Source organism: Clostridium sp. SY8519 (assembly GCF_000270305.1).
Classification (GTDB): Bacteria; Bacillota; Clostridia; order Lachnospirales; family Lachnospiraceae; genus SY8519.
In genome coordinates this window covers 290,820-316,725 of sequence record NC_015737.1, presented here as the reverse complement: position 1 = coordinate 316,725, position 25,906 = coordinate 290,820, and the positions used below count along the sequence as shown (strand labels likewise).

Below are 25,906 nucleotides of genomic sequence, written 5' to 3'. Positions count from 1 at the left end.
AATACCTCCTTTTATGACGATAACAAACAGGACGAAACGTAACAAACAGAGAAAATTCCTTCCTTTTGATACGTTCTATGATATTATGTATCATAATAAGAACAGAAAAAGATGTCAAGCTGTGTGAATAAAAATGAAAAGGGACAGAATCAAGTGAAAATACGTGCTTTCCTTGCGCGGTATCATGGAATTTGCTATGATGAAAACGTATTTATTTGCTAAGAAAAGAGCAGCCGGAAGGAGAGCCGCAGCGGCAGTGTATTTCCGGCATCTTTCTGCAGACAGAAGAGAGGATCAGCATGAACAAAGAAGCTATGACGGCGGTAGAAGTGGCGGAAATGCTTAACATCGCCAAAAATACGGTATATGAACTTGTGAAACGGGGCGAATTAAACTGTTACAAAGTCGGGAGAAAAATGCGCTTTACCTATGAAGATGTGCAGCGCTATATTCAGGAGTCCCGGGAAGAAACCATGGCGGAAAAAGAGGGAGAGGGGAACTTCGGACGAACGAAAGCCGATTTTGTTTTCCCGTCGGGAGACCGTCTGCAGATGGGACAGAAGACGGTGGCGGAAACAGCGCGGACGGACAGAGTGTTCCGGCTGTGCGGACAGGACGAAATCCTGGACATGCTGCTGAAGTATCTGAACCGGCAGATGCCGAATCTGAAGACAGAGCGGGTGTACAAGGGCAGTTATGACAGCCTGGCAGCTCTGTATAAGGATCAGGTCTCGGCCGCTGCCAGCCATATGTGGGACATGGAGACCAATACCTACAATTTTCAGCATGTCCGCAGGCTTCTTCCCGGCTGTCCGGCAGTGATCATCCATATCTGCAGCCGAACGGAGGGATTTTATGTGGCGGAAGGCAACCCCAAAAAAATCAAAGGCTGGGAGGATCTGAAACGTTACGATATCAGCGTGGCCAACCGCGAGCCGGGAGCAGGCAGCAGGGTTCTGCTGGATGAGCATCTGGTGGAGCTTGGGATTGACGGAAGGGATATCGAAGGATACTGTACGCCGCGGTCCTCTCATCTGGCTGTGGCGGCAGCTGTCAGCAAAGGAGAAGCGGATATCGGGGTAGGCACCAAGAAGGTGGCGCTGAGTATCCGCGGGATTGACTTTATTCCGCTGCAGGAGGAAAGTTATGATCTGGTGATTAAAAAGCACAATATGCCCAGGGAACCGTACCGGCGTCTGGTGGAGATTCTTCAGTCCCCGGAATTTCAGGAAGAGTTCCGTTTTGTAAACGGATATGACATTGCGGATATGGGTAAAATTCTCGGCACGGTGAATGAGTAATCAGTAATCCGTGCCGGACAGAAAAGAAGCAGCCGCGCAGGGGAGGATTTCTCCTTTGCGCGGCTGCTGTGTTCAGGAAGTTTCTTCCGGGAGCTGCCGGACTTTCCGGTACATCTGCAGATATTCCAGCAGAACAGATTTTTCGTCATCATTGTCGGAAGCGGCAATATCCAGAATAGATTCCGGGAAAAACCCGGTCAGCGCAGTTTCCTCCCGCTTCTGGCCGAGGATCAGATAGTCCATGGACACATCAAACAGTTTGGATACGCGGACAAGCTTTTCCAGGGAAAAACCGGAAACACCCCGCTCCGCTGCGCTGCAGTGCTTGGTGCTGGTGCCGATCAGTTCGGAAAATTCATCCTGGGTCAGATGCCGCTGTTCCCGAAGACCTGCGATTCTTTTGCCGATTGCTTCGTTTAACTCCCTCGTAGTCATGATCTCTCCTTATACGCTCTATTATATCGATCGAAAAGTTGAGATACGACAGTGTAAAAAGCGGGGTTTCTGCACGTATTTGGCGGATTCTGCTACGGAGTGCAGATTCCGCAGGGTTCATACCCTTCCCGGATGAGATCGCTGCGGCCGGCAGTAACCTTTTTTTTGTTGGCAGGCTTGATCCTGCGGATGCTGCTGCAGTCCGGCCGGTGGAATTTCCGGCTGTTTGTGTTCAGTACATAGGTCTGCCGGGTGTCGGAAGAGCCGGAGCTTTTTGCTGCAGCGCTGTGCTTTTTGGGGGCTGCCGCCTGGGAAGAGGTTCCGGTGTCGGAGACGGAGCCGCTGACCCGGCTGCTGCCGTCGCGATAATCAATGGTGATGCCCGGCTGCACATTGTAGCAGTATACATGGAAGGAGATGCCTTTCCCTTTGTCTTCCAGGGAGCGGGCTTCCATCTCCACGCCGGAGGCTACCAGGCAGCGGTCTTTGAAAATGGGAGTGACACGGTACAGGACGTGATTGCCGGTGGTGCGGATATAGTCGGTTACTTTATTTTCGAACGGCAGCATGCCTTCGATATTCAGATAGCGGGTACCGGTAATCAGATTCTTTTCATTGGCGTTCTGTCCGGTGAGCTCATAGGCAATCAGGTGACACCGGTTGTACAGGTAGCGGTCCCGGATCAGACGGGGATATTTGACGGTATGCCATCCGGAAGGGCGGACACTGCCGATGGGGCCTCGCTTGGTGCGAGGAAGGAGATCCGGGCCGATGCAGGCCGTGGTTTTTCCGCAGCGTCCCAGTCCGTCCAGCGGGCTGAATTTCTGATAAGAAGTCCTGCGGCTTAATTCTTTTTTGGAAAATGAGGGACGGTTTTTGTTGACGGCAATGTAAGGGGATCCGGAATAAGCCGGGAGCTTTTTCAGCGAAATGCCGCTGCTTTTGCCGGCGGAACCGGATTTGGAAGAGGGGGTTTCGGAGGAAGCAGCGGTTTTGGAAGAGCCGGAGGAATCCGAACCGGAGGAGGCAGCTTCCTGCCGAACCGAAGTTTCGGCAGAGGAAGCGGGGGCGGTTCCGGAGACGGCACCGGAGCTGCAGGCGGAAAGCGCGGCACACAGCGCGAGAATCAGGGGGAGCAGAGAGAGTCTTCTTTTCAGTTTCACGGGATTGTCCTTTCTTTGTGCGGATCACATGGCGCGGATATACTGCTTGAAAAAATCAATGGCATCCGTGATCCGGCGGGTCAGATATTTGTTCTGGTGATAGATGACGGAGTACTGGCGCTGAAAACGTATGCCGGGCAGGGAGAGTTCCCTGAGGGAGCCCTCCGCCAGGGCTGCAGTCAGCATACGGGCCGGCAGAATGGAGATTCCCAGATTCAGGGATACCGCTTCCATGATAGCCGTCGTGCTGGTGCTTTCCCAGGCAGGAGTCAGCACGAAGGAATGCTGGGCCAGAACCGATTCTGCCAGCTGCCGGGTACCGCTGTTTTTCTCCCGGAGGAGAAAGTTTTCCTCCCGCAGATCATCCAGACGCAGCTGCTTTTTAGAAGCCAGCGGATGGTCGGGACTGCATACCGGAATCAGCCGGTCAGTGATCAGGGGCTCGGACAGAATCCGGCCGGAGTGGGTGCTTCCTTCGATCAGGGCATAGTCCAGCTGGTTTTCCTCAATCATCCTTACTATAATATCAGAACTGTCAATCTTTACATATGGCATCGGGGAATGGGTATGGTCAATATAGGCACGGATGCACCGGGGAAGGATACAGGTGCCGATACTGATGCTGGAGCCGATGCGCAGCGGAATGCCGGCGTCCGCGTCCCGGAAGGCATGGTTCATATCGCTGTACAGGGCGGTGATGTGGGAGGCGTAGTCATACAGGGTGTCTGCGTTTGGGGTTTTCGCGATGCTTCTGCCGGACCGCTGAAACAGTTTGACGGCAAAGTGGTGTTCCAGCTCCCGGATGGCGGAACTGACGGCGGGCTGTGTGATCCCCAGCCGGCAGGCGGCACCGGTAATGCTTCCCTCCCGATAGACGGTAACAAAAATCTGCAGTGTCTTTAAAGTCATTTTGAAAAATCCCCCTGCTTTATTCATAAGAAAAATATTATATATTAATAAAAATATATTATGAAAGATAGCATGGTTACCGAAAAATTTCAAGAAAAAGTGTTTTCTTTTTCTGTGAAAAGGTTATCATGTAGACAAATAGAAATATTCAAATAGTCTACAGACTAACTAGGTAATGGAGAGACGCAAGATGGAAGCAGCAGCAGAGCGCAAGCCAGAAGGAATAAAATTAAAGATTGGAAAAAAGCGCGGCAGCAGCGCGAAGGCGCTGTCATCCGCCGGGAAAAGCAGGCGGACGCTTCCGCTGTACCTGTCCATGGCAAAAATCGGACTCATCGGATTCGGCGGCGGTTCCGCGCTGATTCCTGTCATTGAGCGGGAAGTGGTCGAAGACCAGCATATCGTAACCGAAGAGGATTACAATAAAGTAGTGGTGGAAGCCTGCGTCACGCCGGGGGCCCTTCCGGTGGAAATTGCCGCGGGATTGGGAAAACGGGCCGGAGGCATCAGAGGGATGCTTGCGGCGTCCCTTTTGATGGCAGTTCCCGGTGTGCTGCTTACGGTAGTGATCCTGTCGCTGCTGTCCAATGTCAGCGCCGGTGTGATGCGTCAGATTCAGTGCCTGTCCATCGGGCTGGGCGCCTTTATCAGCTGCCTTCTGATCCTTTATGCGGTAAACAGTCTGCAGATGGCACGGGCCGCCGGAAAGAAACGGCTGTTCCGGGCGGCTGTGATTATGGCAGGGGTCTTTGTCTTAAACAGCGGAAGCACGCTGTTTCAGCTGCTGGGAATCCAGGCGGAGCCGTTTTTCGGACTGTCTGCGGTGCAGGTGCTGGCGCTGGCCTTCTTCGGGATTTTGTACACAAACTGCAGATTCCATAAAAAGAATGCCGCAGTCGCTGCCGCGGTCAGCGCGGTGTATGTTTTGTGTATGGGAAATAACGGGCTGCTGGCATATGCCCCGGTGAAATATACGGTGTGGGCAGTCATGGCAGTCCTGGCGGTCCGCGGACTGATCCGGGGAATCCGGGAAGACGCAGCCCGCAGCGGCGTGTCAGTGCAGATCCGTCCGAAACCGCTGCTTCTGCAGCTGCTGGCCTGGGCGGTATTTACCCTGTTGCTGTCGGTGCCCGGACTGCTGGTTACATCGGAATCACTTCCCTATCTGATCCGCGGACTGGCTTCCTCCGTTATGTCGTTTGGAGGAGGAGACGCGTATCTGACTGTGGCGGATGGTCTTTTTGTGCATACCGGGATGCTGTCCAATTCGGATTTTTACGGCAGTCTGGTGCCGGTGGCCAATGTGCTGCCCGGGTCAATCCTGTGCAAAATCCTGGCAGGCGTGGGATATTCCATCGGATATGGGGCATCGGGCACAGTCGTCGGCGGATACAGTGTTGCCCTGGCGGGGTTCGCCTGCAGCGTTTCGGCATCCGGCGGTATTTTCTGCATCTTTGCCTTCCTGTATGAGGCATTTGCGGAGGTTTCCGTGTTCCGGCAGATCGGCCGGTGGATCCGCCCGATTGTAGCAGGGCTGCTGCTGAATGTGGTACTGTCTGTGATCAGCCAGAATTTCAGCGCAGGACTGGATCTGCACATGAACCTGCCGGCGGCGTTCCTGATTACCGGAGCAATCCTTGGGGCCGATCTGCTCCTGCTCTTTAAGTTCCGGGCACCCAACTGGCTGCTGATTCTCCTGTCTGCGGGAGCGGGGCTTCTTCTGTGCAATCTGGCAATGTAAAAGTTTTCCCGCAGTGATCAAAAAGAAATATTTCTCAGATAAAAACAGCGACTGGCATGAAACGCATCCTGCCGTCGCTGTTTTTTTAACATTCGTATAATCTTTGTTAGATATAACGAAAAAATTTCTTATTTGGCTATATTTACTAGGAAAAGTTAAAAAGTTATGTTATTTTAAGTATAAAGCTTACAGTGCGGATACAGAAAAATTCGAAAAACATGTATTACAATTCGAAAATGACTCGCCGGCTGTCTGCAGACATTCCGGTTGCGCAGGTCATGAATGGGGGGATCGACGGACCGGAATGGGTCATCAATCAAAACGAAAAAATGTATGAATTAGGAGGACGCCGATTGGATAAGAGAGTGTATAAAACGCGGCAGAATTTGCGTCAGACACTGCTGCGCATGATGGAAGAACGGTCATTTTCGAAGATTACCGTGAAGGATATCTGTGAAACGGCAAATACCAGCAGGATTACATTCTATAACCATTATGGGGATAAATATGACTTGCTGGATGATGTGTTCAACGAGCTGGAACAGGAGCTGCTGGAACGGTTTCAGCAGCTGCAGAAGGAGAATAACACAGCCGATGACCTGGTGATCTGCTATCAGAATCTGATGGACGCGATACTGGATATCCGGGACCGTTACATCAAAATCTACAATCTGGTAAAAAAGCTGGATGACACAGAGATGGTGATTTCCTACTATCGTTTTATCACCCGTTCCATGGCGGATATTGAGAGCCGGTACCAGAACCGGATTCATCTGCGGTATTCCGGAGAAAGTCTGAATGCCTTTTTTGCCCTTGGAATCTGGGGATTTATAAATAAGGAAGAAGAGCAGGGAAAGCCTGCCGCGGAAGTACGGAAAGGGGCCCATGCGCTGATCGTGGACCTGGTAAACAGCAGCCTGTTCGCGGGAATATCCGGGACTTCCGGCTGATGGAGCGGCAGGGCGGCAGTCCCTGCAGCCGTCAGGCGGTGTGCCCGGTATCCCGGCGGGCGGTGCGTCCCGGTATTCCGTCAGGCGGTGTGACCCGGTATCCCGGCAGCCTGTCAGGAAAAGGCCTCCGGGTGGTCTTTGAAGTACAGGATCATTTCCCGGGTCAGGCTCAGCTGGTCCGGCGCGTCCTGAATCGCGTCCCGGGGAACCCATTCGGCCACAGCCAGTTCTTCCCGGTCCAGTGTGATCCGGGGATCTCCGTCCAGTTCACAGAAGTATCCCAGCAGCAGATTGCTGTCAAAGCCCCAGGGCTGGCTTTTGTAGTACCGGATGTTCTTGACCCGGATCCCCGTTTCCTCCATGACTTCCCGCATGACCGTCTCCTCCGCGGTTTCGCCGATTTCGCAGAAACCGGCGAGCAGGGCGTGTCCCCGGTATTCCCGGCCGGCATAGCGGCTCATGAGAATCCGGCTGCCATGGACCATGCCGACAATGACCGCGGGGGCTATTTTCGGGTAGACCAGATTGCCGCAGCTGCAGTACAGCGCGCGCTCGGAGGCGGAATGGGTGAGCTTTGCCCCGCATCTGCCGCAGAACCGGTTGTCACGATACCATACATACAGGTGCCAGGCGGTGACGGCGGCCATGCGGCGGTCCGGCGGGGCGGACTGACGGAGGGAGAAAACCGGCGCGAAGGAATAGCCGGAGGGGAAAGGGTGTTTTCCCCTGGTCACGCCCAGGTAATAGCAGTGTCCGTCGATACGGAACAGATAGACCGTGCGGATGTTCCATTCAAATTCCCTGCGGGAGGGAAAATGGAGATGACCGGCGGGAGAGGTGCGGCACAGCACCTTTTTTTCGTGAAATAAGAAAACGGTATCTTCCGGGGAAAATTCCGGCCGGCAGTATTCATTGTGGAATTTGTGGGGTAAAATATCCTGAATCATAACAGCAGACAGTATCCTTTCCTTACAGCTGTGAGAAGTTTTTCGGATGCAGTCCTACTATAAAGGATTTCCCGGGAATTGTCGACCGGACAATAATTTCTGTTGACTCGAAAAAGCTGGTATGCTATATTAATCTGGCGTAGGAAGAAGCAGGGCTTTTTTTTTATGCCCAAAATCACAAAAAATAGGAGGTGGAAGTTGTGCGTGTTAAGATTACATTAGAATGCACGGAGTGCAAACAGCGTAATTACAACCTGACGAAGGAGAAGAAGAATCATCCGGACCGAATGGAACTTAAGAAGTACTGCCGTTTCTGCAGAAAGCATACGCTGCACAAAGAGACCAAATAAGTCCGTTCCAGTGAAGGAGGTATCGCATGGGCGATCAGAAAGACAAGAAAGAAAAAGGGAGCTGGAGAGCAGGACTGAAGTCCGAATTCAGCAAAATTATCTGGCTTGACAAGATTTCACTTGGAAAACAGACAGTGGCAGTTCTTATTGTTACTGTGATTCTCTCGATTATTATTGCCGCACTGGATTTCGGTATCCAGCACGGTGTGGATATTCTCGTAAATCTCTAGGCTGTTCAGGGAGGAAAGGAAGATTTATGGCAGATAAAGCGAACTGGTACGTAGTTCATACTTACTCTGGTTACGAAAACAAAGTAAAATCCAGTATTGAGAAGAAGATAGAAAACCGTCATCTCGAAGACGAGATCCTGGAGGTCCGCGTGCCGATGCAGGATGTGGTCGAGCTTCGCAACGGCGTGAAAAAGCCGGTCCAGAAGAAGATGTTTCCGGGCTATGTTCTGATCAATATGGTCATGAATGATGACACCTGGTATGTGGTTCGTAATACACGGGGCGTTACCGGCTTTGTAGGCCCTGGATCCAAACCGGTTCCTCTTACGGAAGCAGAGATGAGACCTCTGGGAATTCAGGTCGAGAATTTGGTCGTTGACTATGCGGAAGGCGATACCATCAAGGTGATCGCCGGCGTATGGAAAGATACGGTGGGCGTTGTTCAGAGCATGAACCACGCCAAACAGATCGTAACGATCAATGTGGAATTATTCGGGCGCGAGACACCGGTAGAAATAAGTTTCGCAGACGTACAGAAAATGTAGCGATGTCCTGCGGGTAAAGGCGCGGACATCAGATTTGAAGGAGGCAATTTCAAATGGCAAAGAAAGTAGAAGGATATATCAAACTGCAGATTCCTGCCGGAAAGGCTACACCGGCTCCTCCGGTAGGTCCTGCACTTGGCCAGCATGGTGTGAATATTGTGGAATTCACCAAGCAGTTCAATGCCAAGACCGCAGACCAGGGTGACCTGATCATCCCTGTCGTTATCACCGTATACGCGGACAGAAGCTTCAGCTTCATCACAAAGACTCCGCCGGCTCCGGTTCTGATCAAGAAAGCATGCAAGATCCAGTCCGGTTCCGGTGTTCCGAACAAGACGAAAGTAGCTACGATTACCAAAGCACAGCTGCAGGAGATCGCGGAGCTGAAGAAACCGGATCTGAACGCGGCAACTCTGGAAGCAGCCATGAGCATGATTGCCGGCACCTGCCGCAGCATGGGCGTTACTGTAGAAGAGTAAGCATGACAGTGGGAGGGCCCTCTCCCGATACAACCACAAGGAGGATTTCATGAAAAGAGGAAAAAAATATATCGAGGCTGTAAAATCTTACGACAAGCACAATGCGTTTGATCCGGAAGAAGCCATTGCACTGGTACAGAACAACGCAAAGGCAAACTTTGACGAGACCATCGAAGCCCATATCAGAACCGGCTGCGACGGACGTCACGCAGAGCAGCAGATCCGCGGCGCGGTGGTTCTGCCGCACGGTACCGGCAAAAAGGTACGTGTCCTGGTATTCGCCAAAGGCACAAAACTGGATGAAGCACAGGAAGCCGGCGCTGATTTTGTCGGCGGCGAAGAGCTGATCCCGAAGATCGAGAAAGAGGGATGGCTGGACTTTGATTCTGTAGTGGCTACACCGGATATGATGGGCGTTGTGGGACGTCTGGGCCGTGTGCTCGGACCGAAAGGCCTGATGCCGAACCCGAAAGCCGGCACAGTTACCATGGATGTGGCAAAAGCCATTGCCGACATCAAAGCAGGTAAGATTGAATACAGACTGGATAAGAGCAATATTATCCATGTGCCAGTTGGAAAAGCATCCTTTACAAAAGAACAATTAACCGACAACTTCCTGACGCTTATGGATGCCATCACGAAAGCAAGACCTTCTTCCCTGAAGGGAACTTACCTGAAGAACATCACCCTGACCTCCACGATGGGTCCTGGTGTAAAAGTGAATACAGTTAAGTTTAACTGATGATTTCGTGTTGACATCATTCATACAATGTGCTATCATGCGATAGCAATCGCCGAAGACAGCAGGCGCCGTAAGGCATAATCATCGCAGCCTGCCGAGGGAACAGCGAATCTGCTGGATTCGTTCGAAAGAAATTTTCCTCTCTGTCTCAGGGCAGAGAGGTTTTTTTATTCCCCTCCGTCTTAGGGAAAATACTATAAGGAGGTGCACGATTCGTGGCAAAAGTTGAACTGAAACAGCCGATCGTACAGGAGATTTCCGAGACAATTAAAGACGCTGCATCAATCGTTCTGGTTGACGCCCGCGGACTGACAGTTGGCGAGGATACCGAGTTACGTAAGGAACTGAGAGAAGCTGGTGTGACTTATAAAGTATATAAGAACACACTGATGAGAATTGCATTCAAAGGTACCGAGTTTGAAGCATTAAGCGACGCGCTGAAAGGTCCGAGTGCCATTGCTGTATCGAAAGATGACGCAACCGCACCGGCAAGAATTATCTGCAAATTCGCGAAAACAGCTCCCAAACTGGAAGTGAAGGCAGGTATGGTGGAAGGCGAAGCTTACGACGTTGCCGGCATCCAGCAGCTGGCTTCCATTCCGTCCAGAGAAGTACTTCTTTCCAAATTACTTGGAAGCATTCAGTCACCGATTACCAATCTTGCCCGCGTTCTTAATCAGATCGCAGAGAATGGCGGCGGTGCAGCAGCAGCGGAAGCTGCAGCAGAGGCTCCGGCAGCAGAAGAAGCTCCGGCAGCAGAGTAATTAACGAAAATAACAGATTTTGGAGGAAAACGATAATGGCAAAATTAACCACAGAAGAATTTATCGAAGCGATCAAAGAGCTCAGCGTATTAGAGTTAAATGATTTAGTAAAAGCATGCGAAGAAGAATTCGGCGTATCTGCAGCAGCAGGCGTTGTTGTAGCAGCAGCAGGCGCTGACGGCGCAGCAGCAGGCGAAGAGAAGACAGAGTTCGATGTAGAGCTGACAGAAGTAGGCCCGAACAAAGTTAAAGTCATCAAAGCTGTCCGTGAGATCACAGGTCTTGGTCTGAAAGAAGCAAAAGACGTAGTAGACGGCGCTCCGAAAGTTGTAAAAGAAGCTGCAGCTAAGGAAGAAGCAGATCAGATCAAAGAGAAACTGGAAGCAGAAGGCGCAAAAGTTACCCTCAAGTAATTTTACTTCCGCAAAAGAACAGACAGAAAGGCTGCAGCAGTGCTGCGGCCTTTTTTTACGAAAACACAGGCGGCATCTTTTCTGTGGTATGTGTCCGGGATCCCGGCACGCAGCGTTGCAGATGCTGTTTTTTTAATTTGCAGAAAAAATACTTGACATTTCTGAAAAGCTGGTGTTAATATGTACGTTGCACTATTGCGGAAATACAGGGGATACTGCGCCCTTTTTTAGAAGCCTGAAAACGCCCTTGTATGTGATAAAATACAATATCCGCACAGAAGCACCGCAGGTTTTTGATCAAGTACAGATAAACGAGAGGTGGAACGTCGATGGAGAAAAACAGGATACGTCCGGTAGATAGCGGAAAAAGCATGCGCATGAGTTATTCCAGACAGAAGGAAGTTCTCGAAATGCCGAACCTTATTGAGGTTCAGAAAGCTTCCTATGAATGGTTTTTAAAAGACGGACTGCGCGAAGTCTTTGAAGATGTATCTCCGATTACCGATTACAGCGGTCATCTCAGCCTGGAGTTCACAGACTTTACCCTTTGCAGAGAGGATGTAAAATACGATATTTCAGAGTGCAAGGGAAGAGATGCAACCTATGCAGCTCCGCTGAAGGTTAAGGTGAGACTCTATAACCGGGAAACAGACGAAATCAATGAGCATGAGATCTTTATCGGTGATCTTCCTTTGATGACGGAGACAGGCACCTTTGTCATCAACGGCGCGGAACGTGTTATCGTCAGCCAGCTGGTACGTTCACCGGGCATCTATTATGATATCGCCCATGATAAAGTCGGCAAAAAACTTTACTCCTGTACAGTCATCCCGAACCGGGGCGCCTGGCTGGAATATGAGACCGATTCCAATGACGTGTTCTATGTCCATGTGGACCGCACCAGAAAAGTGCCGATTACCGTTCTGATCCGTGCGCTTGGCTGGGGCACCAACCAGGAGATTATTGATCTGTTCGGCGAAGAGCCGAAGATCCTGGCAAGTTTCGGCAAGGACGTGGCCACCAATTACAGCGAAGGCCTTCTGGAACTGTACAAAAAGATCCGTCCGGGCGAGCCTCTGTCCGTGGACAGCGCGGAAAGCCTGATTTCCGCCATGTTCTTTGACCCGCGCCGGTACGATCTGGCCAAAGTGGGCCGTTATAAATTCAATAAAAAGCTGATGCTGCGCAACCGGGTGGCCGGTCATGTGCTGGCAGAAGACGCAGTTTCCCCGGTGACCGGTGAAATCATCTGCGAAGCAGGCACAAAACTCACCAGGGAACAGGCAGATGCGATCCAGAACGCAGCCATCCCCTACGTATATATCCAGACAGAGACCAGAAATGTAAAAGTCCTGTCCAACATGATGGTGGACATCACCAATTTTGTGGAATGTGATCCGAAGGAACTGGGAGTGACCGAGCTGGTATTCTATCCGGTGCTGGAACAGCTGATGAACGAGCACGAAGACCTGGAAGAGCTGAAAGATGCCATCCGGAGAAATATCCATGACCTGATTCCGAAGCATATCACCAAGGAAGACATTATCGCTTCCATCAACTACAACATGCATCTGGAATACGGTGACGGGGATCATCTCATCGGCAACGCGGACGATATCGATCATCTGGGCAACCGCCGGATCCGCGCCGTGGGTGAGCTGCTGCAGAACCAGTACCGCATCGGTATGTCCCGTCTGGAGCGTGTGGTACGGGAACGTATGACTACCCAGGATCTGGATACCATTTCGCCTCAGAGCCTGATCAATATCAAACCGGTAACAGCGGCTGTAAAAGAGTTCTTCGGATCTTCCCAGCTGTCACAGTTCATGGACCAGAACAACCCTCTGGGCGAGCTGACCCACAAGCGCCGTCTGTCCGCGCTGGGTCCCGGCGGCTTGTCCCGTGACCGTGCCGGATTCGAGGTGCGTGATATTCACTACTCCCATTACGGAAGAATGTGTCCGGTAGAAACACCGGAAGGACCGAACATCGGTCTGATCAACTCACTGGCTTCCTATGCCCGGATTAACCAGTACGGATTTATTGAGGCGCCTTACCGCAAAATCGACAAAACCGATCCGGAAAATCCGCGGGTAACCGATGAAGTCGTATACATGACAGCGGACGAAGAAGACAATTACCATGTGGCCCAGGCGAATGAGCAGCTGGATGAAGAAGGACACTTCGTGCGTAAAATGGTATCCGGCCGTTTCCGGGATGAGACACAGGAATACGACCGTGCCCTGTTCGATTACATGGATGTATCCCCGAAAATGGTGTTCTCGGTAGCGACTGCCCTGATTCCGTTCCTGGAAAATGATGACGCGAACCGCGCGCTGATGGGGGCCAACATGCAGCGTCAGGCCGTGCCGCTTCTGACAACAGACGCGCCGGTGGTCGGCACAGGTATGGAGCCGAAGGCGGCAGTAGACTCCGGTGTCTGCGTTGTGGCGAAGAGAGACGGTGTGATCGAACGCTCCTGCTCCGACGCCATTACGATCCGTTATGATGATGACGGCACCAGAGAAGTATACAAACTGCAGAAATTCGTTCGAAGCAACCAGTCCAACTGCTACAATCAGAGACCAATTGTATTCAAGGGCGACCATGTAAAAGCAGGCGAAGTGATCGCGGACGGTCCTTCCACTTCACAGGGCGAGCTGGCACTGGGCAAAAACCCGCTGATCGGCTTCATGACCTGGGAAGGCTACAACTACGAGGATGCGGTTCTTCTGAGCGAGCGTCTGGTACAGGAGGATGTGTACACATCCATTCATATTGAAGAGCATGAGGCAGAATCCCGTGACACCAAACTGGGACCGGAAGAAATCACCCGTGACGTTCCTGGTGTCGGCGAAGATGCCCTGAAAGACCTGGATGAACGGGGAATTATCCGGATCGGCGCGGAAGTGCGGGCCGGCGACATCCTGGTAGGAAAAGTAACACCGAAAGGGGAAACCGAGCTGACCGCAGAGGAACGCCTGCTCCGGGCGATTTTCGGCGAAAAAGCGAGAGAAGTCCGGGATACTTCCCTGAAAGTGCCCCATGGAGAGTATGGTATCGTAGTAGACGCCAAGGTATTCTCCAGAGAAAACGGCGACGAACTGGCGCCGGGTGTCAACCAGGCCGTTCGGATTTACATTGCCCAGAAGAGAAAGATCTCTGTCGGCGATAAGATGGCAGGCCGTCACGGAAACAAGGGTGTCGTTTCCCGTGTGCTTCCGGTGGAGGATATGCCGTTCCTGCCGAACGGACGTCCCCTGGATATCGTGCTGAACCCCCTGGGCGTGCCTTCCCGTATGAATATCGGACAGGTGCTGGAGATCCATTTAAGCCTGGCAGCAAAGGCACTGGGCTTTAATGTGAGCACACCGGTCTTCGACGGCGCCAACGAGGTAGATATCATGGATACCCTGGACCTGGCCAATGACTACGTCAACCTGTCCTGGGAGGAATTCCGTGAGAAACATGAGGCTGAGCTGCGCCCGGATGTGCTGAAATACCTGGGGGACCATCTGGACCACAGAGAGCTGTGGAAGGGTGTGCCCATTTCCAGAGACGGTAAGGTCCGCCTGCGGGACGGCCGTACCGGTGAGGAATTTGACAGTCCGGTTACCATCGGCCACATGCATTACCTGAAGCTGCATCATCTGGTAGACGACAAGATCCATGCCCGTTCCACAGGCCCTTACTCCCTGGTTACCCAGCAGCCCCTGGGAGGAAAAGCACAGTTCGGCGGACAGCGTTTCGGCGAGATGGAGGTATGGGCGCTGGAGGCGTATGGAGCATCCTATACCCTGCAGGAGATTCTGACCGTAAAATCCGATGATGTCATCGGCCGTGTCAAGACCTATGAGGCGATTATCAAGGGAAAGAACATCCCGAAACCGGGAATTCCTGAGTCTTTTAAAGTGCTGCTGAAAGAGCTGCAGTCTCTGGGACTGGATATTACCCTGGAGAACGCGGAGGGCGAAGAAGTGCATCTGTTGGAATCCAGCGAGTACGGCCCGACGGATATCAACTCCGTTATTTCGGATGACAGAGGGTTCAACGACCGCAACAGAGAATATGGCAAAGCAGAAGGGTTCACCCATCAGGAAGCAAATCCCCAGACCGGTGAATTTGAGAATGTAGCAACCGAGACACCGGAAGATGAGGCAGAACAGCCGGCAGATGAGTATGCCGATTTTGATTCTGACGATTTACTGGATGACGAGGAGTAATTTAAGGAGGAAGCGTATTTATGACAGATACTATGAGTAATGAAACCGTTCAGAATCCTACGTTTGATGCTGTTCGAATCAGATTAGCTTCCCCGGAGAAGATCAGAGCCTGGTCCCATGGTGAAGTAAAAAAACCGGAGACCATTAACTACCGTACCCTGAAACCGGAAAAAGACGGTCTGTTCTGCGAACGGATCTTCGGACCCAGCAAAGACTGGGAATGCCACTGCGGCAAATATAAAAAAATCCGGTATAAAGGCGTAATCTGCGATCGATGCGGCGTGGAAGTCACAAAATCAAATGTCCGCAGGGAGCGTATGGGACATATTGAACTGGCAGCCCCGGTTTCTCATATCTGGTATTTCAAGGGAATCCCGAGCCGTATGGGTCTGATCCTGGATCTGTCTCCGCGGGCGCTGGAGCGCGTGCTGTACTTTGCGTCCTATATCGTGCTGGATCCGGGCGATACCAACTTAAGCTACAAACAGATCCTTTCCGAAAGCGAATATCAGGAAGCCTATGACACCTATGGCGCGGCATTCCGCGCGGGTATGGGTGCAGAGGCGATCCGTGAGCTGCTCTGCGCCATTGATCTGGAAAAAGATGCCGCAGCTCTGAAAAAAGAGTTAAAAGAATCCAGCGGCCAGAAACGGGCCCGGATTATCAAACGTCTGGAAGTGGTGGAAGCATTCCGGGAATCCGGCAATAAGCCGGAATGGATGATCATGACCGTGATTCCGGTGATTCCGCCGGATCTGCGTCCGATGGTACAGCTGGACGGCGGCCGTTTTGCCACCTCGGACCTGAATGATCTGTACAGAAGAATCATCAACAGAAACAACCGGTTAAGCAGACTGCTGGAGCTTGGCGCGCCGGATATTATCGTCCGCAACGAAAAACGTATGCTGCAGGAAGCAGTAGACGCGCTGATTGACAATGGCCGGCGGGGAAGACCGGTGACCGGCCCGGGCAACCGCGCGCTGAAATCCCTGTCTGACATGCTGAAGGGCAAGGGCGGAAGATTCCGTCAGAACCTGCTGGGCAAACGAGTGGATTATTCCGGACGTTCCGTAATCGTGGTAGGACCGGAGCTGAAGATCTACCAGTGCGGCCTGCCGAAAGAAATGGCCATCGAGCTGTTCAAACCCTTCATTATGAAGGAACTGGTGGCCAACGAAACTGCCCACAATATCAAGAGCGCGAAAAAGATGGTGGAACGCCAGCAGGATGAAGTGTGGGATGTTCTGGAAAAAGTCATCAAAGAGCATCCGGTTATGTTAAACCGTGCGCCTACACTGCATCGTCTGGGAATCCAGGCCTTTGAGCCGATCCTGGTGGAAGGTAAAGCCATTAAGCTGCATCCCCTGGTATGTACTGCCTACAATGCCGATTTCGACGGTGACCAGATGGCGGTGCATCTGCCCCTGACAGTAGAAGCCCAGGCAGAGTGTCGGTTTATGCTGCTGTCTCCGAACAACCTGTTAAAACCGTCTGACGGCGGCCCGGTAGCTGTGCCTTCCCAGGATATGGTCCTTGGCATCTACTACCTGACCCAGGAACGGCCGGGCTCCAGAGGCGAGGGTAAATACTTCAAGAGCCTGAATGAAGCAATTCTGGCTTATGAGAATAAAGTGCTGCAGCTGCAGTCCAGAATCCATGTACGGGTCAATGGCAGAAAACCGGACGGCACCCAGATCTCCCAGATCATCGAATCTACCCTGGGCCGTTTTATCTTTAATGAAATCCTGCCCCAGGATCTGGGATTTGTTGACCGGTCTATCCCGGGCAATGAGCTGGTGCTGGAAGTCGATCAGCTGGTAAAGAAGGGTGATCTGAAGAAAATTCTGGAAAAGGTAATCAATACCCACGGCGCCACAAGGACCGCGGAAGTGCTGGATGACATCAAGGCCATGGGATATAAATATTCCACCCGCGCCGCCATGACGGTATCCATTTCGGATATGACCGTGCCGGCCCAGAAAAAACAGATGCTGGAAGAAGCTCAGGAAACCGTTGACCGGATCACCCGGAACTACAAACGAGGCCTGATTACGGACGAAGAGCGTTACAAGGAAGTGGTAGAGACCTGGAAGGAAACCGATGAGGAACTGACCAGAGTGCTGCTGGACGGCCTGGATGAATATAACAACATCAACATGATGGCAGATTCCGGTGCCCGTGGTTCGGATAAGCAGATCAAACAGCTGGCCGGCATGCGCGGACTGATGGCGGATACCACCGGACGTACCATCGAGCTGCCGATCAAATCCAACTTCCGTGAAGGGCTGGACGTACTGGAGTATTTCATGTCTGCCCACGGCGCCCGCAAGGGACTGTCGGATACGGCACTTCGTACTGCCGATTCCGGATATCTGACCAGACGTCTGGTGGATGTCTCCCAGGAACTGATCATTAATGAAAATGACTGCAGCGAGGGAGCGGACGAGATTCCGGGCACCTATGTCATGAGCTTCATGAAAGGGAAGGAAGAGGTGGAAAGTTTCCAGGAACGGATCACCGGGAGAACTTCCTGCTATGACGTAAAAGACAAAGACGGCAATATTATCGTAGGGCGGAATCAGCTGATCACACCGAAACGGGCCCAGGCAGTGGTGGATTTCGGTATTGACGAAGATGGTGTTCCTTTCGCGGAGCAGGAGAGCAAAGACCGCCGCATGAAGGTCAGAAGCATTCTTTCCTGCCGGTCCCGTCTGGGAATCTGCGCGAAATGCTATGGCACCAACCTGGCGACCGGACAGAGTGTTCAGGCCGGTGAGGCAGTAGGCATCATTGCAGCCCAGTCCATCGGTGAGCCGGGTACCCAGCTGACCATGCGTACGTTCCATACCGGCGGTGTGGCCGGAAACGATATCACACAGGGTCTTCCCCGTGTGGAGGAGCTTTTTGAGGCCAGAAAGCCGAAAGGTGTGGCGATTGTAGCGGAATTCGGCGGAAAGTGCGAGATCCGCGACACCAAGAAAAAGGTGGACATTATTGTAACCAATGAAGAAACCGGAGACAGCAAGTCCTATCTGATTCCCTATGGTTCTCATATCGTAGTCAGTGAAGGACAGGTGATTGAGGCTGGTGACCAGATCACAGAAGGAAGCATCAATCCCCATGACATCCTGAGAATCAAGGGTGTGGCTGCCGTGCAGGATTACCTGCTGGCAGAGGTACAGCGTGTATACCGCCTGCAGGGTGTGGAAATCAACGATAAGCATATCGAAGTGATTGTCCGTCAGATGATGAAGAAGATCCGGATTGAGGAAAACGGAGATTCCGAATACCTTCCGGGTACCCTGGTGGATTTCCTTGATTTTGAGGAAACCAACGCAAAACTGGAAGCAGAAGGGCTGGAGCCGGCTACCGGCCAGCAGGAGCTTCTGGGTATTACGAAGGCGTCACTGGCTACCAACTCCTTCCTTTCCGCGGCATCCTTCCAGGAGACCACGAAGGTACTTACGGATGCGGCAATCAAAGGAAAAGTGGATCCGCTGGTAGGCCTGAAGGAAAATGTCATTATCGGCCAGCTGATTCCGGCCGGAACCGGCATGAAATGTTATCGCGACACTGCCCTGGATACAGATTACCGGCAGTCGGTAATTGCGGACATCGACGAGGACGTTATGGAAGCGGACGCGGATGAGGCGCAGGCGCCGGAGGCTGAGAAACCGGCGGAAGAAGCTGAAACCGCAGCAGAAGAGACCGCGGCAGTTTCAGAGGAAACCGAAGCGGAGACTCTGGCGGAAGCAGACAGCATCGAAACCGCGCAGGCAGAGACCGAAGCAGACCCGGATGACGAGTCAGAAGAATAAATCAAAAAAGATACGCAGCAGCGTAACACAGATCCCCGGATTTCAGCAGATGAAATCCGGGGATCTGCACTTGTCCGGAACAGAGGGAAAAACCCATCTTTTACAAAAATATCTTGACAACCACCCGGTGGTTGCCTATACTATCAAATAGTGCGCTAGAAGGCACTGCACGAAATAATTACAGGAGGTGAACAGAATGCCAACATTTAACCAGTTAGTTAGAAAAGGTCGTCAGACATCTGTCAAGAAGTCCACTGCACCAGCATTACAGAAGGGTTTTAACTCTCTGAAAAAGAGACCTACCGATCTTTCTTCTCCGCAGAAGCGCGGGGTATGTACTGCAGTTAAGACAGCTACACCTAAGAAACCTAACTCAGCTCTTAGAAAAATCGCCAGAGTACGTCTTTCCAACGGAATCGAAGTAACCAGCTATATTCCGGGTGAGGGCCATAACCTGCAGGAGCATAGTGTTGTACTGATCCGCGGCGGCCGTGTCAAGGACCTGCCGGGTACCAGATACCACATCATCCGCGGCACACTGGATACCGCAGGCGTTGCGAACAGACGCCAGGGCCGTTCCAAATATGGCGCTAAGAGACCAAAAGCAGGTAAATAATCAGTTCCGCTGACTTATCTGCAGATCAACAATAGGTCACAAACAGAACTATTGTAAGTGTTGGAATTCTTTTTATCTCTACCGATAAAATAATGTCCAGCATGAACACATTAGAAAGACACATGTGAGTACCGTTGATTTAATCGAAATTTGATCAGTTGAGAACAGCTGTTTTACAGCCGGGCTTAACAGAATTCCACATGATTAAGGAGGGAAGTAACGTGCCACGTAAAGGACATAATCAGAAAAGAGACGTATTAGCAGATCCTTTATACAACGACAAAGTTGTTACCAAACTGATTAACAACATCATGTTAGACGGTAAAAAGGGTATCGCGCAGAAGATCGTTTACGGTGCTTTTGACCGCGTTGCTGAACAGACCGGCAAACCGGCTCTTGAAGTATTCGGAGAGGCAATGAACAATGTGATGCCTTCTCTGGAAGTAAAAGCAAGACGTATCGGTGGTGCTACCTATCAGGTACCTATCGAGGTTCGCCCGGACAGACGTCAGGCCTTAGGCCTTCGCTGGCTCACCATGTTCTCCAGAAAAAGAGGAGAAAAGACCATGGAAGAGAGACTGGCAAATGAAATTATGGATGCAGCCAACAATACCGGCGCATCTGTAAAACGAAAAGAAGATATGCATAAGATGGCAGAAGCAAACAAGGCTTTTGCTCATTACAGATTTTAAGAAGGAGTAATGCCATATGGCTGGAAGAGAATATCCATTAGAGAGAACCAGAAATATTGGTATTATGGCTCATATCGATGCAGGTAAAACCACACTGACAGAGCGTATCCTTTATTACACTGGTGTAAATTACAAAATCGGCGAAACTCATGACGGTACTGCTACCATGGACTGGATGGAGCAGGAGGCTGAGCGTGGAATCACCATTACATCAGCTGCCACTACCTGCCACTGGACGCTGCAGGAGCAGAACAAGCCCAAAGCAGGCGAGCAGGAGAACCGCATCAACATCATTGATACTCCTGGCCACGTAGACTTTACTGTAGAGGTAGAGCGTTCCCTGCGTGTGCTGGACGGTGCGGTCGGCGTATTTGATGCCAAAGGCGGTGTAGAGCCTCAGTCTGAGAACGTATGGAGACAGGCAGATACCTACAATGTTCCGCGTATGGCTTTCGTCAACAAGATGGACATCCTGGGTGCTGATTTCTACAACACCGTAAAGGAGATCGGAACCAAGCTGGGCAAGAACGCTGTTGTTATCCAGCTTCCGATTGGAAAAGAAGATCATTTTGACGGTATCATCGATCTGTTTGAGATGAAAGCTTACATCTACAATGATGCAAAAGGCGAGGACATTTCCATCGTTGATATCCCGGATGATATGAAAGAAGAAGCAGCTGAGTATCATACCGAGCTGGTAGAGAAGATCTGTGACTTTGATGAAGAGCTGATGCTTCAGTATCTGGAGGGTGAGGAACCTTCCATCGACGATATGAAGAAGGCGCTCCGCAAAGCGACCATCTCTAACGAAGGCGTTCCGGTATGCTGCGGTTCCGCCCATCAGAACAAGGGCGTACAGAAGCTGCTGGATGCCATCATCGAATTCATGCCTTCACCGGTTGATATCCCGGCAATCAAGGGCGTGGACCTGGACGGCAACGAGGTAGAGCGTCACGCATCCGATGACGAGCCTTTTGCCGCTCTGGCGTTCAAGATCATGACTGACCCGTTTGTAGGTAAACTGGCATTCTTCCGTGTATATTCCGGTACCTGCAATTCCGGTTCCTATGTACTGAATGCAACCAAAGACAAAAAAGAACGTGTCGGCCGTATCCTTCAGATGCATGCCAACAAACGTTCCGAACTGGATAAAGTATATTCCGGTGATATTGCTGCCGCAGTCGGATTCAAATCCACCACAACCGGTGATACCATCTGTGACGAGCAGCATCCGGTTATCCTGGAGTCCATGGAATTCCCGGAACCGGTTATTGAGCTTGCAATCGAGCCCAAGACCAAAGCAGGTCAGGGCAAGATGGCAGAAGCCCTGGCAAAACTGGCAGAAGAAGATCCGACCTTCCGTGCGCATACAGACGCAGAGACCGGTCAGACAATCATCGCCGGCATGGGTGAGCTTCATCTGGATATTATCGTTGACCGTCTGCTGCGTGAATTCAAGGTAGAAGCAAATGTAGGCGCACCGCAGGTAGCATACAAAGAGAGCTTCACCAAGGCAGTGGATCAGGAATACAAATACGCAAAACAGTCCGGTGGACGTGGTCAGTACGGTCACTGTAAAGTCCGCTTCGAGCCGATGGATGTCAACGGTGAGGAGACATTCAAGTTCGAGTCGGAAGTTGTGGGTGGCTCCATCCCGAAGGAATACATTCCTGCAGTCGGTGAAGGTATCGAAGAAGCAGCACAGGCAGGTATTCTTGCAGGATTCCCTGTAGTTGGTATCCATGCGGTAGTATACGACGGTTCTTACCATGAAGTCGATTCTTCCGAGATGGCGTTCCATATCGCAGGTTCCATGTGCTTCAAAGAAGCAATGAAGAAAGCGGACCCGACTATCCTTGAGCCGATCATGAAGGTGGAAATCACCATGCCGGAAGAGTATCTCGGCGATGTAATCGGTGATGTCAACTCCCGCCGCGGCCGGATTGAAAGCATGGATGACGTAGGAAACGGCAAGATTGTCAAAGCTTACGTTCCGCTGTCCGAGATGTTCGGATATGCTACGGATCTGCGATCCAAGACCCAGGGACGAGGCAACTATTCTATGTTCTTTGAGAAGTATGAGCCGGTTCCGAAATCCGTTTCCGAAAAAATTGTCAGCAACGCTGCAAAATAAGCGCTGCCTGATAAAATAATGCTTGAAATACAAATGTAACTTTAATATAATCAATCTATATGAGTAAAGTTGCAGCAGAATCTTAATATGCGCAGGCATAGTATTAAGGAGGACAAAACTAATGGCAAAAGAGAAATTTGAGAGATCCAAACCCCATTGTAATATTGGTACCATCGGTCATGTCGATCATGGTAAAACAACTCTGACAGCTGCTATCACAAAAGTTCTTGCAGCAAGAGTAGAAGGTAACTCTGTAGTAGATTTCGAGAACATCGACAAAGCTCCGGAAGAGAGAGAACGTGGTATCACAATCTCCACCGCTCACGTAGAGTATGAGACCGAGAAACGTCACTACGCTCACGTTGACTGCCCTGGCCATGCCGATTATGTAAAGAACATGATCACCGGTGCTGCACAGATGGACGGCGCAATCCTGGTAGTAGCTGCTACTGACGGTGTTATGGCTCAGACCAAAGAGCACATCCTTCTGTCCCGTCAGGTAGGTGTACCTTACATCATCGTATTCCTGAACAAATGCGATATGGTAGATGACGAAGAGCTGATCGAGCTGGTAGAGATGGAAGTTACCGAAGTACTGGAAGAGTATGGCTTCCATGACTGCCCGATCATCAAAGGTTCCGCACTGAAAGCTCTGGAAGATCCCAACGGCGAGTGGGGCGACAAGATCATGGAACTGATGGATGTAGTAGATTCCTACATTCCGGATCCGCAGCGTGATACTGACAAACCGTTCCTGATGCCTGTCGAGGACGTATTCACAATTACCGGTCGTGGTACTGTTGCAACTGGTAGAGTAGAGCGTGGTACTCTTCATATCAACGAAGAAGTTGAGATCGTCGGCATCAAAGAAGAGACACAGAAGACTACCGTTACCGGTATCGAGATGTTCCGTAAGCTGTTAGACGAGGCTCAGGCTGGTGATAACATCGGCGCGCTGCTTCGTGGTATCAAGAGAGAGCAGATCGAGCGTGGACAGGTATTAGCTGCTCCTGGAACAGTTACCTGCCATCACAAATTCACCGCTCAGGTATACGTACTGACCAAAGATGAGGGTGGCCGTCATACACCGTTCTTCAACAACTACCGTCCGCAGTTCTACTTCAGAACAACTGACGTAACCGGCGTATGCATGCTTCCGGAAGGTACAGAGATGTGCATGCCTGGTGACAACGTAGAGATGACCATCGATCTGATTCATCCGGTAGCTATGGAGCAGGGTCTTACTTTCGCTATCCGTGAGGGTGGCCATACTGTAGGATCAGGCCGTGTTGCTACAATCATCGAGTAATAACAAATCTGTTGCTGGAATTTAGGTTCTCAGCTGAAAAAACAGCCGCTTATTTCTAAGTGGCTGTTTTTTTACGGCCTGAATGGGAAGACACTGGATGCCAGGAAACGGAGTGGAGAAAAATGAAGGGATATAAGGAGTTTCATGATGAAATGATCCTGCGGGATTATCTGGCCTATGACCGAACCAGACTGGCGTTAAGCCGTACGTTCCTGGCGTATATGCGCACAGTCATCGGTCTGTTCGCTTCCGGCGCAGGCCTGGTTGTACTGCAGAACCGACGGGTATTTGAAATCATCGGCTATCTGTTTATCGGATGCGCAGTGGCAGTTTTTTTTGTGGCAGTTGTCTACTGCGGCGCATATCGCAGGCGTCTGAACGAGCTGAAAGACGGGGGAGAAGAAGAAAACGGATAATTTTAGTATAGAAAGTTGCGTGTTTGGCGCTTTACTGTTATAATTAGATTTCACAGCGTCTGTAAACTTTGAAATTACATCATTGAAGTTGGTAAACTCTAAAACTGCATCATTGAATGTGAAAATTGTAACTGTAGAATCCTGACAGGTGTAACTATGAAAAAGAGAAAAAAATTAAAACTGACCCTATTTATCGTGATTGCCGCAGTGGCGGCATGTATCCTTGGAATTGCGGCATATTCCAAGGGAATGTACCGGAACCGCTGGTACCAGAATACGAAGATCAACGGCATTGACGTATCCGGCATGAGCCTTTCGGAATCGGTAAAGACCATTAAGAAACAGATGGGTTCCTATGAACTGACTGTGAAAGGCAGAGACGGGGGCTCTCTGAAGATTTCCGGAGACGCGATCGACTATCGGCTGTCGTTTGATGAATCGGTGCAGAAGCTTTTTGCCCGGCAGCATGGACAGCTGACTTTACCCGGAGGAATGCTGAACTATACCTATGATGCGGTGGGAACCCCCTCTTACAGCAGGAAAAAAGTAAGAAAAATCATCGGCAAATCCGAGATCCTGAACGGAAGCAGTTCTTATCCGATCCAGGAACCGAAATCCGCGTCCATCGTATATTCTTCCGACCGGAAACAAATGGTGATTCAGAAGGAAGAGGAAGGAAATGCGCTGATTCGCGGGGAAATGACCAAGGCAGTGGTTCAGGCACTGGAGGATGTGGACACTTCGATTGATCTGCGCAACAGCAGCAAGTACCCGGATGTATATAAAAAACCGAAACTTACATCCAAAGACAAAGCTCTGACCAGCCGGCTGACCCGGTACAATAAGGCGGCACTGCGGTTTGTTACCTGGGATATGGGGGAAAATACCACGGAAGAACTGACGCCGGAAGAGATCAGCAAGTGGCTGGTCTGGAAAGACGGCGCAGTGACCTATGACACCCAGGCAATGCGGAACTGGGTGGAAAAACTCTGCCTGAAGTATAAAACCGTGGGAAAAACCCGGAAAATCAGAAGCCATACCGGCAAAAAAGTCACGGTCAGCGGCGGCGACTACGGATGGCAGATGGATTATGAAAAAACCGTGGAACAGGTGAAAGCCGCCCTGGACAAAGAAGCGGATTCCGTCGCGGTGGAAGCTTATCAGAAGGATCCTTCCGACAGTAACAGAAAAGCGCTGACAACCCAGTGCAAAGTTCTGTATGTCAATACCGCTTACCGGAAAGATTATGTGAACCACAGCAGGGACTGGGATTCGAAGAACTATACGGAGATCGATCTCAGCGCGCAGATGGTCTATGTGTTCCGCAACGGCAAGGTGTCCTACAGCTGCCGGACGATTTCCGGCAAACCGGTTACCGGAAGGACGACACCCACCGGAACTTATTATGTGAAAGAGCATCAGATGCACCGAACGCTGGTAGGAGCGGATTACAAGACGCCGGTTCAGTACTGGGTACGCATTACCTGGACAGGAACGGGATTCCATGCTGCGCCGTGGCAGAGCTGGGGCAGCTGGTCGCCCAGTTACTACAAGTCAAGGGGATCCCACGGATGTCTGAATCTCTCCAATTCAGATGCTGCAAATATTTACAAACTGGTGAATTACCGCGAGGCGGTGTTTATCCATTACTGATCACATCCGGCGGTAAATGGGCAGAAGCCGGATGCCTCAGGCAGGGCTGCGGAGAAAGCAGTCAAAGGAGAGTAGA

Annotated in this window: 22 protein-coding genes and 1 other annotated feature; of the genes, 18 read left to right on the top strand and 4 right to left on the bottom strand. The window is 51.2% G+C overall.

Annotation, left to right across the window (positions count from 1 at the left end):
• Window positions 1-299: 299 nt before the first annotated feature.
• A complete protein-coding gene (locus tag CXIVA_RS01615; RefSeq protein ID WP_013976262.1) occupies window positions 300-1,301 on the top strand; it encodes a helix-turn-helix transcriptional regulator in 1,002 nt (333 codons plus the stop codon).
• Window positions 1,302-1,373: 72 nt separating this feature from the next.
• Here CXIVA_RS01615 and CXIVA_RS13255 read toward each other — a convergent pair whose 3' ends face one another.
• The 3 genes from CXIVA_RS13255 to CXIVA_RS01600 all read right to left on the bottom strand — a co-directional run bounded on the left by CXIVA_RS13255 (window position 1,374) and on the right by CXIVA_RS01600 (window position 3,808).
• On the bottom strand, window positions 1,374-1,736 hold the full coding sequence (locus tag CXIVA_RS13255; protein ID WP_013976261.1) for a helix-turn-helix transcriptional regulator: 363 nt from the start codon (window positions 1,734-1,736) through the stop codon (window positions 1,374-1,376).
• Window positions 1,737-1,828: 92 nt separating this feature from the next.
• Window positions 1,829-2,899: a DNA/RNA non-specific endonuclease gene (locus CXIVA_RS01605; protein WP_013976260.1), complete on the bottom strand. Its 1,071-nt coding sequence runs from the start codon at window positions 2,897-2,899 to the stop codon at window positions 1,829-1,831.
• Between the two features lie 24 nt (window positions 2,900-2,923).
• Window positions 2,924-3,808 (bottom strand): LysR family transcriptional regulator, encoded by an 885-nt coding sequence (locus CXIVA_RS01600; RefSeq protein ID WP_013976259.1) that lies wholly within the window; start codon window positions 3,806-3,808, stop codon window positions 2,924-2,926.
• Window positions 3,809-3,998: 190 nt separating this feature from the next.
• On the opposite strand from CXIVA_RS01600, the gene CXIVA_RS01595 reads away from it, so the two are divergent.
• Together CXIVA_RS01595 and CXIVA_RS13250 are read left to right on the top strand one after the other, a co-directional pair.
• The gene (locus CXIVA_RS01595) at window positions 3,999-5,549 is read left to right on the top strand and encodes a chromate transporter (RefSeq protein ID WP_013976258.1); all 1,551 of its coding nucleotides are present in this window, start codon (window positions 3,999-4,001) and stop codon (window positions 5,547-5,549) included.
• A gap of 353 nt (window positions 5,550-5,902) precedes the next feature.
• On the top strand, window positions 5,903-6,499 hold the full coding sequence (locus tag CXIVA_RS13250; RefSeq protein ID WP_013976257.1) for a TetR/AcrR family transcriptional regulator: 597 nt from the start codon (window positions 5,903-5,905) through the stop codon (window positions 6,497-6,499).
• A gap of 113 nt (window positions 6,500-6,612) precedes the next feature.
• Here the strand turns inward: CXIVA_RS13250 and nudC are convergent, their stop codons facing one another.
• A complete protein-coding gene (gene nudC / locus CXIVA_RS01585) occupies window positions 6,613-7,446 on the bottom strand; it encodes an NAD(+) diphosphatase (protein ID WP_013976256.1) in 834 nt (277 codons plus the stop codon).
• 200 nt (window positions 7,447-7,646) lie between these two features.
• On the opposite strand from nudC, the gene rpmG reads away from it, so the two are divergent.
• The 15 genes from rpmG (at window position 7,647) to CXIVA_RS01510 (ending at window position 25,830) form a co-directional block, all read left to right on the top strand.
• Window positions 7,647-7,796 (top strand): 50S ribosomal protein L33, encoded by a 150-nt coding sequence (gene rpmG, locus CXIVA_RS01580; RefSeq protein ID WP_013976255.1) that lies wholly within the window; start codon window positions 7,647-7,649, stop codon window positions 7,794-7,796.
• 26 nt (window positions 7,797-7,822) lie between these two features.
• A complete protein-coding gene (gene secE, locus CXIVA_RS01575; protein WP_013976254.1) occupies window positions 7,823-8,026 on the top strand; it encodes a preprotein translocase subunit SecE in 204 nt (67 codons plus the stop codon).
• 26 nt (window positions 8,027-8,052) lie between these two features.
• Window positions 8,053-8,571, top strand: a complete 519-nt coding sequence (gene nusG, locus CXIVA_RS01570; RefSeq protein WP_013976253.1) for a transcription termination/antitermination protein NusG — start codon at window positions 8,053-8,055, stop codon at window positions 8,569-8,571.
• Window positions 8,572-8,624: 53 nt separating this feature from the next.
• On the top strand, window positions 8,625-9,050 hold the full coding sequence (gene rplK / locus CXIVA_RS01565; RefSeq protein WP_013976252.1) for a 50S ribosomal protein L11: 426 nt from the start codon (window positions 8,625-8,627) through the stop codon (window positions 9,048-9,050).
• A 49-nt stretch (window positions 9,051-9,099) separates the two neighbouring features.
• On the top strand, window positions 9,100-9,792 hold the full coding sequence (gene rplA, locus CXIVA_RS01560) for a 50S ribosomal protein L1 (RefSeq protein ID WP_013976251.1): 693 nt from the start codon (window positions 9,100-9,102) through the stop codon (window positions 9,790-9,792).
• A 34-nt stretch (window positions 9,793-9,826) separates the two neighbouring features.
• Window positions 9,827-9,969 (top strand) — a sequence feature (ribosomal protein L10 leader region).
• Between the two features lie 38 nt (window positions 9,970-10,007).
• Window positions 10,008-10,556: a 50S ribosomal protein L10 gene (rplJ, locus tag CXIVA_RS01555; RefSeq protein WP_013976250.1), complete on the top strand. Its 549-nt coding sequence runs from the start codon at window positions 10,008-10,010 to the stop codon at window positions 10,554-10,556.
• Window positions 10,557-10,591: 35 nt separating this feature from the next.
• Complete coding sequence (gene rplL / locus CXIVA_RS01550; RefSeq protein WP_013976249.1) at window positions 10,592-10,969, top strand: 50S ribosomal protein L7/L12; 378 nt, start codon at window positions 10,592-10,594, stop codon at window positions 10,967-10,969.
• Between the two features lie 329 nt (window positions 10,970-11,298).
• Complete coding sequence (locus CXIVA_RS01545; protein WP_013976248.1) at window positions 11,299-15,192, top strand: DNA-directed RNA polymerase subunit beta; 3,894 nt, start codon at window positions 11,299-11,301, stop codon at window positions 15,190-15,192.
• Between the two features lie 20 nt (window positions 15,193-15,212).
• The gene (rpoC, locus tag CXIVA_RS01540) at window positions 15,213-19,010 is read left to right on the top strand and encodes a DNA-directed RNA polymerase subunit beta' (RefSeq protein WP_013976247.1); all 3,798 of its coding nucleotides are present in this window, start codon (window positions 15,213-15,215) and stop codon (window positions 19,008-19,010) included.
• A gap of 196 nt (window positions 19,011-19,206) precedes the next feature.
• Entirely contained in the window at window positions 19,207-19,626 is a 420-nt protein-coding gene (gene rpsL / locus CXIVA_RS01535) for a 30S ribosomal protein S12 (protein ID WP_013976245.1), read from the top strand.
• Between the two features lie 221 nt (window positions 19,627-19,847).
• On the top strand, window positions 19,848-20,318 hold the full coding sequence (rpsG, locus tag CXIVA_RS01530; RefSeq protein WP_013976244.1) for a 30S ribosomal protein S7: 471 nt from the start codon (window positions 19,848-19,850) through the stop codon (window positions 20,316-20,318).
• 16 nt (window positions 20,319-20,334) lie between these two features.
• Complete coding sequence (gene fusA, locus CXIVA_RS01525) at window positions 20,335-22,452, top strand: elongation factor G (RefSeq protein WP_013976243.1); 2,118 nt, start codon at window positions 20,335-20,337, stop codon at window positions 22,450-22,452.
• A 121-nt stretch (window positions 22,453-22,573) separates the two neighbouring features.
• Complete coding sequence (gene tuf / locus CXIVA_RS01520; protein ID WP_013976242.1) at window positions 22,574-23,761, top strand: elongation factor Tu; 1,188 nt, start codon at window positions 22,574-22,576, stop codon at window positions 23,759-23,761.
• Window positions 23,762-23,883: 122 nt separating this feature from the next.
• Window positions 23,884-24,177 carry a DUF202 domain-containing protein gene (locus tag CXIVA_RS01515; protein WP_013976241.1) on the top strand — a complete coding sequence of 98 codons (294 nt, stop codon included), beginning with the start codon at window positions 23,884-23,886 and terminating at the stop codon, window positions 24,175-24,177.
• 156 nt (window positions 24,178-24,333) lie between these two features.
• The gene (locus CXIVA_RS01510; RefSeq protein WP_013976240.1) at window positions 24,334-25,830 is read left to right on the top strand and encodes a L,D-transpeptidase family protein; all 1,497 of its coding nucleotides are present in this window, start codon (window positions 24,334-24,336) and stop codon (window positions 25,828-25,830) included.
• Window positions 25,831-25,906: the final 76 nt, after the last annotated feature.